Source organism: Chitinophaga qingshengii (assembly GCF_014529935.1).
Classification (GTDB): domain Bacteria; phylum Bacteroidota; class Bacteroidia; order Chitinophagales; family Chitinophagaceae; genus Chitinophaga; species Chitinophaga qingshengii.
In genome coordinates, this window is the sequence record NZ_JACVFC010000001.1 from 1,445,553 (window position 1) to 1,460,918 (window position 15,366).

The 15,366-nt window shown below is 48.8% G+C and carries 11 protein-coding genes; 3 read left to right on the top strand and 8 right to left on the bottom strand.

Going from position 1 to position 15,366, the window contains the following annotated elements; genetic code table 11:
• The first annotated feature begins 162 nt into the window (after positions 1-162).
• From ICL07_RS05265 to ICL07_RS05275, 3 genes are read left to right on the top strand one after another with little or no spacing between them, the layout of a single operon-like run.
• Positions 163-1,218, top strand: coding sequence for a sensor histidine kinase (locus ICL07_RS05265; protein ID WP_188086872.1), 1,056 nt, complete (start codon positions 163-165; stop codon positions 1,216-1,218).
• Positions 1,196-1,882, top strand: coding sequence for a LytR/AlgR family response regulator transcription factor (locus tag ICL07_RS05270; RefSeq protein ID WP_188086873.1), 687 nt, complete (start codon positions 1,196-1,198; stop codon positions 1,880-1,882). Before ICL07_RS05265 ends, ICL07_RS05270 begins: the two co-directional genes overlap by 23 nt.
• 40 nt (positions 1,883-1,922) lie before the next feature.
• Positions 1,923-2,873 (top strand): HEAT repeat domain-containing protein, encoded by a 951-nt coding sequence (locus ICL07_RS05275; RefSeq protein ID WP_188086874.1) that lies wholly within the window; start codon positions 1,923-1,925, stop codon positions 2,871-2,873.
• Here the strand turns inward: ICL07_RS05275 and ICL07_RS05280 are convergent.
• The 8 genes from ICL07_RS05280 to ICL07_RS05315 form a co-directional block, all read right to left on the bottom strand.
• Entirely contained in the window at positions 2,796-3,584 is a 789-nt protein-coding gene (locus ICL07_RS05280; RefSeq protein WP_188086875.1) for a hypothetical protein, read from the bottom strand. The genes ICL07_RS05275 and ICL07_RS05280 overlap by 78 nt on opposite strands.
• Positions 3,585-3,747: 163 nt before the next feature.
• Positions 3,748-5,925 carry an IPT/TIG domain-containing protein gene (locus ICL07_RS05285; protein ID WP_188086876.1) on the bottom strand — a complete coding sequence of 726 codons (2,178 nt, stop codon included), beginning with the start codon at positions 5,923-5,925 and terminating at the stop codon, positions 3,748-3,750.
• A gap of 22 nt (positions 5,926-5,947) precedes the next feature.
• A complete protein-coding gene (locus ICL07_RS05290; RefSeq protein WP_188086877.1) occupies positions 5,948-9,208 on the bottom strand; it encodes a TonB-dependent receptor in 3,261 nt (1,086 codons plus the stop codon).
• A 24-nt stretch (positions 9,209-9,232) separates the two neighbouring features.
• On the bottom strand, positions 9,233-10,210 hold the full coding sequence (locus ICL07_RS05295) for a fasciclin domain-containing protein (RefSeq protein WP_188086878.1): 978 nt from the start codon (positions 10,208-10,210) through the stop codon (positions 9,233-9,235).
• Between the two features lie 27 nt (positions 10,211-10,237).
• Complete coding sequence (locus ICL07_RS05300) at positions 10,238-11,404, bottom strand: fasciclin domain-containing protein (RefSeq protein WP_188086879.1); 1,167 nt, start codon at positions 11,402-11,404, stop codon at positions 10,238-10,240.
• A gap of 11 nt (positions 11,405-11,415) precedes the next feature.
• On the bottom strand, positions 11,416-12,441 hold the full coding sequence (locus tag ICL07_RS05305) for a fasciclin domain-containing protein (RefSeq protein WP_188086880.1): 1,026 nt from the start codon (positions 12,439-12,441) through the stop codon (positions 11,416-11,418).
• 7 nt (positions 12,442-12,448) lie between these two features.
• Positions 12,449-13,618: a hypothetical protein gene (locus ICL07_RS05310; RefSeq protein WP_188086881.1), complete on the bottom strand. Its 1,170-nt coding sequence runs from the start codon at positions 13,616-13,618 to the stop codon at positions 12,449-12,451.
• 6 nt (positions 13,619-13,624) lie between these two features.
• Complete coding sequence (locus ICL07_RS05315; RefSeq protein ID WP_188086882.1) at positions 13,625-15,349, bottom strand: DUF4397 domain-containing protein; 1,725 nt, start codon at positions 15,347-15,349, stop codon at positions 13,625-13,627.
• Positions 15,350-15,366: the final 17 nt, after the last annotated feature.

Here is a 15,366-nt window from a genome sequence, read left to right on the forward strand (position 1 = left end):
CCCTGCCAACACCGGCTAACGGGAATACATCAACGCAGTATCCTGCTGTTTGTAGCCGCTTGTTTATCTTTCCAACGCAGTTCAAATAAAATAACCGGCAGTTCATCAACTCTTTTTTCCCGGACAACGGAATAACTTTACTTTCATAACAAAACACCGCACTTGAAAAGAAAACACTTTGAAATCATTATTCATGTTTTCATCTGGGTCAGCGCCTACCTGCTCTTCGCGCTGCTTGCCGATACCATAGGCGTTTTCAGCAGCAGGCAGCACACCCTTTTTTATCCGCTGACCATCGGCACATTGATCAACGCAGCGATGTTTTATACCGCTGCCCTGGTGATTATCCCTCGCGGAGCCGCACTAAAAAAAACGAAACTGCTCGTATTCAGGCTACTGCTGCTGTATATGGGCGCCACGCTGATAAAATCCTTCATTGATTTTTTCTTTTTTGATAGTATCGTGTCTACCCAAAAAGAACCTTTTGAAGAACAGGTAGTCATCAATGTAGTTTTCGACTTTATACTGATAACGATGGCCATGGCTTATGGTTTTACACTTACCTGGCTGAAAAGGGAAAAACAACAACAGGCAACCCGGCAGGAAAAGTTAGCAGCAGAATTAAACTTCCTCAAAGCGCAGATTAATCCGCACTTCCTTTTTAACACCCTCAATACTGCTTATGCCAGCGCCTCGCTTTATGGTGACACCCGCACCGCCGGCATCATTGACAGACTTAGTTATCTCATCCGGTATATGTTGTATGAAAGCAATGAAGACCGGGTACTACTACAACAGGAAATCAGGTATATAGAGCATTATATTGAGCTGCAACAGCATCGGATATCCGATGAAATCAAAGCCGATATCCGCTTTCTCCACACCATAGACGCGCCGCAGTATATCGCGCCTTTGTTATTACTGCCCTTTGTGGAGAATGCCTTTAAACACGGTATCCGGCTGGACGAGCCTTCCTATATCGATATACAGTTAACGGTAGCAAAAGATATTTTATCTTTCTCTGTAAAAAACAGTAACGGAGGAACACCGGTGACCGTTATCCCCCAGGTAGGCGGCGTAGGCCTCACCAATGTAAAAAAAAGGTTGTCGTTGCTGTATCCTGCCGGCCATCAATTGCGCATCAACAACCACCCTCCTCATTTTGATATCCGGCTGGAAATAAATTTAAATAGCTATGAAATGTATAGTGGTGGATGACGAACCCTTAGCCCTGGCGCTGACATTACAGTACGTCGAACAGACACCGTTGTTGCAGCTGGCCGGCAGTTTCACCAATCCTTATAAGGCAATGGACTACCTGCTGCGCGAAGAAGTTCAGCTGTTATTCCTGGATATCAACATGCCCGGCTTGTCGGGTATACACCTGCTGGCATCCCTGCCAACGCCGCCCATGGTGGTTTTTACCACGGCCCATCCGGAATTTGGTGCAGAAAGTTACGAATACAATGCGGTGGACTACCTGCTGAAGCCGATCAACTATCCCCGCTTTCTGAAAGCGGTTAACAAAGCCATTGCCACCGCTCATACGAAATCTCCGGGCAGCGCCGCGGAAGATGAGCTGGTCATCAAAAGCGGTGCCCGGTGGCACCGGGTACAGGCAGACGATATTCTCTACGTGGAAGCAGCCGGTAACTACATGCGGTTTCATCTGCGGGACAAAAAACTGCTGACCCTGATGACCATGAGCGAACTAATGGAACTATTGCCGGCACAGCATTTCATCAGAATCCACAAGTCGTATGTTATCTCGTTGCGCCATATTACCATGTACGAAAAGAACATGGTCACCCTGCAACAGCTGTGCCTTCCGGTAGGCCTTACTTACCGGCAACAGTTCCTGGAGCGGCTGAACCGGAAATAATTTTCTATATTTAGCCCTTCATCAATGCTTTTCATCCATTATGGACCAATATCTGATTGAACTGATTGACCGCATGAACGACACCAGCGATATGCCGCTCCCACAGGGCGTAAGCAGTAGCAAGTCCATTTCATTTATCGCCCTGAGAGAAGCGGAAAAAATACAGGATGCACGCTATGTTCCCCAGTTGATAGATTTTATCAATATAGAAAAAGACCTGAAAAAACGGCACAGGGCTTATTTCACGCTGGCGCATATTGCCAAAAATACCGACAACGAAACCGCGATGGTTTTCCTGATAAGCCGGGTGGACAAGGAAAAGGATAAATACGTCCTGTCGGCGCTGCTGGAAGGTATTGCCGATCTGAAGAAACCGGCGGGCACCAATCTCACACCGTTGATAACCGCCACTAAAAATAAAGCCTGGGATGTACGGCAGAGCGCCATCAAATCGCTGGCACATTCCGCAGAGAAAACCGCCGAAACTGCGCTGCTGGAGGTGATTCACACCAGCAAAAACGAATATGACCTGATATATGCCAACATGGCCTTGTCCAGCTCCGGCACCCCGGAGAGCCTGCCTTCCCTGGTAAAATTGCTGGAACACAAAAGACAGGACGTATCCGGTACCGCGCTGAGCGCTATTCTCAAACTAGGTGATGCATCTTACCTTCCCCTGTTCCTCGAGCAATTAGAGAAAGGCAAGAATAAATTTACCGCCCTCTATGGCGTTATTAAACATGGCGGCGAAGCCGTCGTCCCAAACCTCGTTCACCGCGTGCGACAACTGGTGGCTAAACAACGGGCCATCGAAGCGATGAATACCGCCGGTCAAACGGAGATCATGGTGGCATTGGAATTCCTGGTACAATATGCTGCCGGCAACCAGGAGATCAGGAAACTATACGAGTTGCTAACCGGTAAAAAGAGTGCGTTGCTCTGGGATAGAGAAAAACAATGGCTGCAAAAGTTTCAGCAGCATTTTAAATAAACATCTATTTTTCAAATCTATTAACAGGAGAAGGAGGATGGTCTGCCATCTCCCTTCTCCTGTTAACGCCAGTTCGCTGCTATCATACCATCTGGATGTTACTTTTCCTTCCATCAACAGTTGATAAATATATGCTCCCCGCTGATGGTGCCACTTCCGGGAGATGACAAAGCCTGCGCGCAGTGTCTTTATTTCCGGCCCCGGAATGGTAGTTACCTGTTGTCCGATCCTGAAAGCGTTTTCATCACGGATTTCCTCCTGGTAGAACTTCTCCCCCACACGCCAGCAAACTTTTTCGGGCACATGAGCCGTCAACAGGCTCATTACCCGGATATAGAACTGATGCCGGTAGCTGAGAGCAGTAGCCTTTGAAACTGTCTTTTGCATCAACTGTTTTTGTTGGAAGATGCTGAAGTTTACTTCATCCCCGGCGGTAACAGTCCACTGTAGCGTTATTTTCCCCATAGCATGCGGAAGATCGTGTGTCCAGCTTTCTCCCTCCGGAGAATCGAGGGAATGCATCATGAAATCCATGAATCCGATCATGGTATTGAGCGGTATTGCATTTTTTTCATCCCACACCATTACGTCCCCGAATCCCACCGATAGCTCACAAAGGCACCAAAGCCTGGATTTAGGCGTCCAGGAAACATAATCTGTATTAGGAATGTTATTGCTGAAAGTAACGATCTGTATGTTTTCAAACATCATATTTCACAGGAGGATCAGTAGCTAAAATAGATAATTCCATCTATTCTATTGTGATAAATACGCCTCTATTGCACCAATGCCGTTTTGCAATCCAATGGTCTTGATACATAAAAAGACCTGTTTGTCCAAAGACAAACAGGTCTTTCCAGTTGTGTTATAATTATTACCGCAGCGTTATTTTCCTGATCTGACGTAAATAATCTTCCACGATGTAGATATTACCCTGTTTATCTACTGCCATAGATCCCGCCTGAACAGGTGAAATAAGGGCTTCCTGGAGGGTACCGTCCTTATTACCGCTATGCCACGGCTCATAGGTGCCACCGGAACCGGTGATGGTGCTGATAGTGCCATCTGCTATTGAAATACTCCTGACAGAAAAGTTGTTTCCATCTATAACATAGATTTGTCCGCTTACCGGGTCATAGGTTAATGTGCCCGGGCCATCCATTTTACCGACACCGCGTGGCCCATCCTCGTAACCTGACTGGAAGAAGGTACCCGCAAAATGTTCTGCCTGACCGGTAACGATGTTATACCGGTATATGGCGCCGCCATCGGAGTTGGTCCAGTAGATATACCCGTTCACCACGGTAAACTGCGACGAGAACCCACCTCTCGACATCTGTTTGACCTGTGAACCATCGGCGGCGATACGGAAGGTACCACTGTACTCAGAGCCGACGTATACGTTGCCCGCAGGGTCCAACGCAATATAACGCGCCGGATTATCCAAACCGGAATAGAACGTTGTTACAATACCGGCTTGCGTAATTTTCCGTACGCTGTTGTTCCAGCCATCTGCGACAAACAGGTTGTCATTCGCGTCGAAGGCCAGGCCACAGATACCGTTGAATTTCGCGGCAGAACCCATACCATCCGTATTACCGGAGTTATCACCACCCGCGAACAAGGTTCCACCGGAGCCGTCCGGATTGATCCGGTAGATTTTGTTACCGGCGGCTACATATATATACCCCCTGCTATCAATCGCCATACCTCGCTGGTTGGTTTCTACCATAGGTCCTTTGTAGAACAGGCTCACACCCGCCCTGCGAAAAACCGGTCCGGTAGCAGATAAACTGCCGGTGCGTATTTGCAATGTTCCGGTAGTAATACCTGCCGGGATAGTAGCGGTCAATACGCTGTCCGATGCAGTGTTGACAACCAGCGCCAGTCCGTTGATCGTTACCTGGTTATTGGTGGCGATAGGATCAAAACCAGTACCGCTGATTTTGATAATCGTTCCTGCGAGACCGTTATCCGGCAACAACTGCGATATACCCAGGGCCTGCACCGCATACTGCGGTCCGTTGACAGCCTGTCCGTTGACTACCACCCGGAGCGTGCCGGTCGTAGTACCAGGCAGTACGCTGACCACCAGCTGGCTTTTGGTTGCACTCAGTATAGTCGTGGCCGTACCATTGATGTACACGGAATCTTCATCCGTGATATCGCTGAAGTCTGTACCCTGGATGGTGATGGTGCTGCCTACCGGTCCGCTGAGCGGTGCTACCGTTTTAATAGCAGGCACCGGCACCTGTGTAAACAATGGTCCTGTGGTTTTCTGCCCGTTGACGGTCAATGATACCGGGCCTGTTTTCACATTATCCGGCGCCACTACGATCATAGACGTAGCAGTTGCACTGATAACGGTAGCGGCTACTCCGTTGAACGCCACCTGGTTATTGACCAGCGTCTGGTCAAAACCAGTACCGGTAAGCGTTACTTTAGTACCGGCGCCACCTTTGGCAGGTTTTATCTGTGTAATGGACTGATAGACGAATGATGGTCCACTGGCATGTGCACCGTTCACTTTCACTTCTACGGCGCCTGCACCCGCATCTGCAGGCACGATGGCTACCAGCAAAGTATCATTGGAATTGGCAATCACGGCAGAATGACCGTTGATGGTTACTTCCGCCGGCCCATCGGTAGCGGTAAAACCCGCCCCTGAAATGTAGATATTCGTACCTGCGGGACCGTTAGCCGGAGCGATGTTATGTATACTCAAAGCCTGATAGGTATAGGTCCCCCCTTGTGCATTACGGTCACCATTTTTCACTGTAAGCGGACCAGTGGTCCCTTTCTCCGGCGCCTGTACCACCAGCATTGAATCGTTGGCACTAAGCACCCTGGCAGCAGTGCCGTTAAAAGCCACCTCGTTGCTTTCCAGCGTACGGCTGAAACCTGTTCCACGTATAGTCACCACCGTGCCGGCGTTACCGCTGCTGGGTAAAAAGCCTGTCACCGACAATGGTACCGCCGCCTCTTTATGGTCTTTTCTACAGGCCGCCAGGAAGAACACCGTACATGCCAGAAAATATATAAAATGTTTCATCACTGTATGTTGATATGATTACTTAAAATGAATATCTCATCCCCAACTGCAATTGGTAGCGGGAGTTAAAGAAGTCAACTGCATAAGGCTTACCCGGATCGGCAAACATATACACCGGATAATTCTCCTTGCTCTGACGTCCAGGATAAAAAGGCGTCAGCCCTACACTCGCGGTGGAGTTAAAGGTGTTGGGAGAAAAGTATACCCGCCCCCATTCCTTGTTCAACAGGTTAGTCAGGTTCATCACATCCAGGGTAAACGTCAGGAAACTGCTACCCGGACGATCAGAGAAATGATATTCCTGTCCAAAGTGAAAATCAGCCTGTGTATTCCAGGGCGTACGACCGGCATTTCTTTCGGTAAAATCACCGCGACGAGTACGCAGGTACGCATTACCATCTACATAACGGTTGAATGCTTCTGCTTGCGCAGCGGCTGTCACCGCATTACCGGCGCCATCGGTATAATCCTGGAAATAACGGGCCGCATCCGCCGCCCGTGGGATGTACACCAGGCTTACCTGTTGCGGCAGCCCCTGGATACTGTTGTTCACAATACCATAGGTAAACGGAGAACCGGATTGCGCACTCACAAACAAGGAGAAACTGCTGGTCCATTTTTTATCCCAGGTTTTGCGGTAATCTACATGCACCACTATCCTGTGACGGATGTCAAAATTGGAATAAGCCAGGCCGGGATTGTTAGGATTCAGCGCCTGGTTCAACTGCCAGTTACTTTCCATAGAGTTACGGATACCATTGGATATATCTTTGGATTCTCCATAAGTGTAAGACACGCCCGCATTTAAGCCGAAAGCATAATTGCGGTTCACACTACCGGTAAGACTGTAACGATATCCTTTATTGGTATTGCTCAATTCGTAGGCATTCGCAAAACGCGGATCTACGCTGCCGTTAAATACAGGCTGCGCCTGATTTACATCATATCCGTAATAACGCGGATCATCTTTGATATTCACCTGTCTGAACATCACATCTTTCAGGCTCCTGGTGTAGATGCCTTCCACGGTGAACTTATAACCTGACGGGGTGGTATAGTCGGCAGCCAGACTGGTACGCAGCACTTTCGGCATTACAAAATTGTTATCCACTACATCGACCTGTGTTTTACCACTGTTTTTATTATTCAATACAGCGCCGTTCTGTCCAATGAATCCACCGATGCCGTTACTTCCGCCTCTCAAAGGATCTGTACCTTTTACGAAAGCCTGTTGGTCTGCTTTCTGATCAAAAGCGCCATAGGTATCACCGTTGTTGTAATAAGCGTACGCCAGCCATGCCAACGGAATTCTGCCGGTAAACATACCGACACCGCCGCGCAGGACCAGCCGTTGATCACCCGTCCAGTCGTAGCGGAAACCGAGGCGGGGAGAAAGCTGTACCCGGTTAAAATAACTATTCCTGATCTGGTTCAGCGGGGTGTAGTAATACGTTGTTCCCAGGAAACCGTCCTGCAGTGCTGTTTGTGTTTTTTCACTCAGCTCCGGCTTCACGGGCAACAACGTATAGTCAGCACGGATACCCGGCGTAATTTTCAGTTTGTCGGTCAGCTGAATTTCATCCTGTGCATAGGCGCTTAACAGATCGAGGTTAAAAGCCTGCGGATGCGCCATAATGTATTCCCTGCTGTTATCGGTGTAGTTATAGCTGCCCCGTACTCTCCAGGGATTGTTGTTCAGGTAGTCGTTGATGCTGAGATAATCTACGCGCCCATTCCAGCTGTTAACAAAACCGTATTTGATATGATACAGCTCATTATGTGTACCGAAGAGAAACGTGTGTTTGCCTTTATAGAGCGTTACGTTGTCCGTGATTTCCCAGGTACGTTGCTGCATATTAAAAATAGCCGCTTCCCTGTCGGTTCCCAGGTAAATGGTAGTTCCCGGTGTACGGCCCATGATCTGTACCTGCGGCAGCGCCGGATCGGATTGCGGATCACGTTTGTCATTTACAACGGTGTATCCTACAATCAGGCTGTTCGCCAGTTGGGTACTGAAGCGGGATTTTAATTCTGCTACCGTAGAAGTCTGGTTATTCGTTTGTTTATAAGCCATGCTGGTGAAACGAAAATCAGCCTGGTCCCGGTCCATCATCATGGCTTCGGAGAGGATGGTATTATTACGGACAGACAGCTGATGAATGGCGTTGATGTTCCAGTCGAGGCGATTAAAAAACTTCCGGGAGCTGCTGTTAGCGCTGTAAGCACCGCCGGTACCGGGATCGAAGGCGTTACCATAACGTTGCAGGGTAGCATTGCGGATATCCTGTTCGTCTTTCACGCTCAGTATCTGCGCGGTTTCCGCCTGGCCTGCCAGCAGTTGCGCCGGATCGCGGCGACCGGTAAATTCTTCATTGGTAAAAAAGAACAGTTTGTCTTTGATAATAGGGAAACCCAACCGGACACCGGTTTGATAATCATAAAAATCATTATTCATTTTACCGAGAGCGCCTGCCTTGTCTTTTCCCGTGATAGCGGCGTTGCGGCCAAAAGCATATACGGAGCCGGTGAAGGTATTGGTACCGCTGCGGGTAACCGCATTGATACTACCGCCGGTGAAGTTACCGATCTTCACATCAAAGGGGGCCAGGTACACCTGCATATCTTCGATCGCATCCATCGATACCGGGTTGGTATGCGTACTGGCGCCCGGCATACCGGAAGTACCGGTGACACCGCCATTAGAAGGACTGAAGCCGATCGCATCGTTATTGATGGCGCCATCGAGGGTAACGTTATTGTAGCGGAAGTTCGTACCCCCGAAAGAGTTATCTTTCGATGCCTGGGGTACCAGCCGGGTCATATCCTGTAGGCTACGGTTGATGGTAGGCATGTTCTTCAGCTGTGCGCTGCTGATGTTCTGTCCTGCGCCATAGGTATTGGCTTTGGCCTGTTTGTTACCTTTCACCACCACTTCGGACAATTGTTTCTGATTATCCTCCAACACCAGCACCAGCTGCAAAGGTTCTCCCAATCTGATTTGCAGTCCTTCCCTTACCTGGGTACCCATGCCCATCATGGAAGCCTGCACCGTATAAGGGCCGCCTATACGCAGTCCTGCGAGATGATAACGGCCATCATTACCTGCCACAGTACCATAACGTGTGCCCGTTGGCGTATGTACCGCCTGCACCGTTACACCGGGCACGGGTTGGCCCTTTCCGTCCAATATACGCCCGTCAAGCCTCCCGCTGGTTTCCTGCGCCTGCAACTGCGTGACCAGCAGCATACACAACAAGCTAAAAAGTATATGTAATTTTTTCATTTTCGGTTCATTTTAAGTAACGCATCATAAATTTTCGGTCAGCACCTGGTCTATAATATGCAATACCCCGTTGTTGGTCAGCACATTTGACTTCAGTACCTGCGCCGGTTGCAGGTTACCCGCTCCGGTGATGGTAATGTTATAGTCATTGCCGTAGTTTTGCAGGTTCACCGTGGTACTGCTGCTGTTCAGCATATTCTGCCGGGTCTGATTACTGTCGTCGGTAATGAGTACATAGTCATAGACAAACCGACGGGTAGCCATCATATGGAACTGCAGTATATTTTTCAGTATAGCCGGGTCCGTTTGTACGATACTATCGGTGGTGGGGAAACCTGCTGCGATAAAGGCAGCATTACTGGGTGCAAACACGGTGAGAGGCCCATCTCCCTTCAGCAGCTCTTTCAGGCCGGCCCGTTGCAGGGCGGCGTTGAAATAAGTCAGCGTAGGCTCGGCAGCGATAGCATCGCTCAATTTATCCTGTACCAGCGGATTCAGTACGGTATTGATCACCTGTATCAAACCATTGCTGGCCGGCAGGTTCAACGCGGTTACACGGGTGCCGTTCACTACGATGACGGTATCCTCTCCATGTACCCAGTGTGTAACAAACAGCGAAGTACCGGAGGCGGTAACAACAGGCTGATTAAAACGGAACGGCAATTTGTCCAGCTGCCATTGTCCGGGCAGGGTATGGTATTTCACCAGGTTAGTTAACACCATGCCTTTTTCTTTGGCTACATCTTCCGTGGTATTGTAACCGCTTTTCTGAAAGGCGTTATCATCCGGAATCAACACGGTATAAGGACCTTTTCCCAGAAAGGTATTACCATAATTGGTAACGGTCAGGGCTGTATTAAAAAAGGAAAAGTTGAACTTGTTATCCTGGATTACATACAGGATGTTATTATTGTCCTTGTTGGGCCCGGATGGCTGGTTATCATCCTTCTTACAGGAGAACAACAGCGCAGTCATCATCCCAAACAATATATATTTCTTCATCTTATTAAAAATATTTTTGGGTGAACCTTAAGGCATCAACAGGCCGTCATCTATCACATGAATAACACCGTTGCGGAACAGCAAATCGGTGGTGACCAGCTTACGCGCCGGCAGCGCCGAGTTCAGCTGTTTTACCATGATACTGCCACCGGTGTTGGCAAAGGAAAGCCGGATATACTGCGGCGGCTCATGCATCTGCGAGCCTGCCCTGATCATAAAGCCTGGTAACAGTGAATTATCGGTCAGGTCATTGGAGAACAGCACCAACGGCACGTTTACGCGCATGGCACTATTAAAATCCAGGTGATTGGCCGACAGAACAGAATCCAGCGAAGTAGTAGGACTCACGTAAAACATATGATCGTCATAGTAGGAGTAGTCTACCGGGTAACTTAACGCCCTTTGCCGGAGATCGTCCACCGTATTAAAGCCTGCTTGTTGAAACGCATGATTGGTAGGCGCAAACAATGTGAACGATTTGTTCTCCGGTGTGTTCATCAGCAACCTGGTCACCATCGGCGTTTTCCAGGTAGCCTGATAAATACTGTCGCTGATGCGGAACGCCTCCAGGAGATAACTGAATTCAGGTTTGCTTTTCAGGTAGTCGATCATATCCTGTTCCGGTTTGTTCAATACAGCATCCAACACATAGATAGTACCATTAGTGGCTTCCAGTGCTTTCAGCGTATAAGGCTGACCGTTTACCATCAGCTTCCCGCCATGGTATCCCAGGTAATGGTAATAGATATAGGGATCGTTGGCATAGAAACCCGGCAGATCGCTGCGTTTCAACAGCGTACGCATACTGTTGTTGCCGATCAGGTTCTTTAACCCGTCACCGGATACCCAGGTTTCCAGGGTATGATAAAACAGCAGGGTATCTAACTGTGCTACCGGCATGTTATTCACTTTATCGAGGGTGATACCTGCTTTGGCAAACCCTTCATCAGTAGGCGCCAACAGCGTATAGGCCTGCCAGCCACCTTCCAGGATCACGGAGTCCATGTTGGCCTTTTTCCAGATAGCCTTGAATACAGTGAGATTGGTACTATCGAGCAGTTCACGGATTTTACGGGTGGGACCGGCATATTCCAGCGGCTTGCCCACCGGTGTTACCTGAGCATCTTTCAACCGGCAGGCGGAGAGAAACAGCAGTGACAACGCAAACGTATATATGAAATAATTTCGCTTCATCAGTTCCGGTTTTATTGGATTAAAAGTGAGTCAGGATACAACAGGATATTGTTCAGCCGGTTCACGACCCCGTTGGTAGTCATGATATCCTGGCCTTTCGCCCCGTCTGCGATATTGATACCGTTGTTGGGACTGTGATAGTTCCACTTCTCACCAGGTGCATATACATTGAAAGTACTGCCTGGATTCAGGGTATAACCATCTCCCAGGTCGACACGCGCACTGGTAGCACCTATCACCCACAGATCATTCATCAGGATATGATGCGGTTGTAACCTCAGCGTATACACGCTAAAAGCCAGCGGTTTATAACGGGATAGATCTATCCTGGCAATACTATCCGGCGTAAGCTGACAATTACGGAAAGCCTCGTTCACCGGTGCATACACGGTAAAAGGCCCTTCCGTTTTCAGGGCATCCCATTGATTGGTTTTTTTCAGCAAGGCCACAAAAATGGACAATGTGGTATCCGCTGCCAGTATTTCCTGCGTATTTTTTTCCGTGTATTTGGGCACCGCTTTCAGCACATGAACTACCCCGTTTTTCATAGCCAGGTTACGCTTACCAGGTTCGTATACAATGCTGCCGTTAAAGGCGGTGGGAAAAGCATCAGCGTTAGCGCCAATGGTTCCCACGGAAACATAGCTCAACATACCACCCAGACAGGTATAACGATTATCCAGCTGCGTAGGAATAACGGAAGTGTATAAACGATCGCTGAACATCAGGTTTTTCAGGGCGATGCGGAGACTGTCCGTATTCATGCGGTTAAAATCCTCCGGTTTGTTGATCCCCAGAGCATTATATGCTTTGTTATCCGGCGCCCAGACGGTAAAGGGTCCATCGGTATTGAGGCTATCGAGCAGGCCTGTTTTCTGCAAGGCTGCCGAAAACAGGCTCAGATCGTAGTTGTTGTGTATAAAATCTCCTATGGTACGAATGCCGGAAACCCGATCGTCCGGGGTGACATCGATCTTCTTACAGGCAAAAGCCAGTAAGGTCAACAGGAAGATATAACAGGGAATATATCGCTTCATGATTTGTTTATTTATAGATAGGCGGATCATAACGGCGTTGCAGGGTAGTGATATACATATTGCCATTCACATATTCCACGGTATTCACCGTTGCAAACGACCGCGGGTTATAAATACCGGAGTATACAGAAATGACCATACCGGAACGTACATCGCCACCGAGGTTAAATATAGCCACCGGCGCTTCGGGCCCTAATGCAAAAGAAGTGTAGGTGCCTTTACTGTCGTCGGTAAGACCACCAATCAGCTCCGGCGCCATACCCGGTACAAGGAAATTGAACAACTGACCGGAAGTACCGGCGTAGATATGACTGGCCGTGGAATCCGGGAACAGCGGGAAACTGCTGTAAGGATGTACCACCGGCTCCTGCGAACGGATAACGTTGGTCATAAACGCATTCACATATCCTTTGATTTCCTTGCGGTCTTTTGCATACAGCGAGTAGAAAATGTTCATGGTATCCCGCATACTCATGTTATTGGCGCTACCAGAGATAGCCACATAGGTATTCGCATATCCTTCGGAACTGAGGTTGTAAAAATTCGTATATACCAGCGAATCGGACAAGGGTATTTTGGTAAATATTTCCTTGCGGAGATAAATACCTGTCTTTCTTGTATACACCGACCGTTCCAGGATATTCATGGTATAAATTTCTCCCTGCTCCAGGTTGATGGTGGTATCTACCAGCACCGCTTTCCTGGAGTTGACCGGCAGCGTATAAAAGGGATCGCTGCTGCGGGGCCTGGTGAGGAACATAAAACGGTGCATACCACTTTTTACCATACCGTAACCGGAGAGATCGTAGCCGTTGACAATAGGCCCAACCGGAATTTTAGCCGTACCGGGAAATTCCTTTTGCCACAAAGCGGTGTTACCGGCATCGGGATACGGTCTGGCAAGCGGTCCTCTGGGCCCCATAAAATCGAAGGTCACGTCTGCACTCACGGGAATACCGGAAGCATCCAGCACCGGGTCTATCAGCATGGTCAGGAAAGGCGGCGGTGCGTCTTTATTATCGATGGTGACGTTGTAGGTAAGACAATTGAACACACGGAGATAGGCCGGTGAACTTACATCCGGGAAATCCGATTTACGGCAACCCGCTGTCAGCATACAAACCAATGCGATCAGTCCTCCTAAAAAATGAATGTTATTTTTATATACCTGCTTCATGGTTCATTATTGGTTATGCTTGATGATAATCATTCTGGCGGCGGCTTCTCCGGGATTTTTCGGATGCAGACTACCGGTTAACGCTACCGTATACACGCCCGTTTCATAGGGGGGCAGGCCACTGGTATACAATTCCGGGCGGGCAATAAAATCAGTGCCCGACAGTTGCGGCACTTCCTGTACCCAGTCGCCCGGCAGTACGCCCGGCTGGGAGGCGTATACCGCCAGTTTGTTAATACCGGTTAAGGGAGAAAAGAGCATATACGGTTGATCGGTGATCACCTGTCCCCTTTGGATATGCTGACTGGCGGTGCCGCTATACGTCAGGAAACCGGTCAGCAGCGCGCCGTTGGCGCCTGTAAACGTTACCTCCGGTATATCGGTGGAAAGATTCAGGAAACGTACCTTTAACGGCATGGAATAGGAATATTGATCGTTGCTGCCGTCATCACCTTTGGGATTATTGCCGAGATAGAAATTACCACTCAGGTTGTTGGCGATCAATTTCAGTACCGGCTGGCCGTTTTCACCGGGATATACCCAGGCGGTATAGTTATCGCTACCCTGTATACGTAGCGTTTGTTCCGCCAGTTTTTTACCACTGGCATCGGTGAGCTGCACCAGGTGGGTACCGTTGATCAGCGTTTTATAACCGGTCGCTTTACCAAAAGCCAGCGCCCCTTCCTGCAAAGGCATATTATCAGCACTCACGGAAACGGATACACCGGGGATTACACTCACCGCCTGTAAACGGCCATAGGTAATATTCAGTGCTTCTTTGTTATCCGCAATAATGCGATAGCTGTTCAATCCCACAGGAGAAGCGCTATTACTACCGGCATCGAGCGCACTAAAACTCATACTGGCGCATACCATGATGGTATACACGCCTCCCGGCTGGAAAGTACGTATAGGCGCATAGGTGAGTTTGGTATCCACCACCGGGTTCTGGCCGGTGGTCATCGTGCCGGTGGTGCGACCTACCTGGCTTAATAGTTCCTCTGCATTCACTCTCACGGCCGGCAGCACCTTACCATCGCTGGTCATCACCTTAAACTGGCAGGTACCATAAGGCAATTCGATATAATCAGAATATTTCCCGGAGGCTATATCGCTGGTAGTGGTACTTACTTTGGTCCCATCTGCCCATACCAGGGTCATATCACCTTCAAGAGAAGCGGCGTCCGGTGAGGAACTGAGATTCAACAACCTTATTTTAAAATGTTCCGGATTGGCTGGTGGTGAGATAGAGCGGGGAATAGCAAACAGTGAGTCCTCCGTTAGTATGGTATTCCCACCATGTGCGCCATACAACACGTTATAAAAATCAGTCGGGTTATTAACATCTTCACGGATGTCAAACTCCTTCGGATAAACCAGTTCTGTATGACCATACATCATACCGGCAATTTTGATATGGGTACTACCATCCTGTCTGATAAATTTTTGCGGGATGGTATAACTCGCTCCCAAGCGGCCATTCTGAAAATACAAAGTAGGTTTTGCCCCGATATAATATCCTTCAATGTTGGGTTGCGTAAAACTGGTCAACGGCGTATCGTTGATGATCAGTTCTGTGGCCGTCCGCCCCATATTCATCAGCCGGACAGTAGATCCCGTCAGTGGCGGCTGTTGCGGCAGCTCCTGGAACAGGTAGTCCGCCTTGTCTTTCTTACAGGCCCATAGTCCCGCCAAGAGCAGTGTGACGAAAAAATATTTTACAGCTTGCATGATGTTCATTTTGCGTT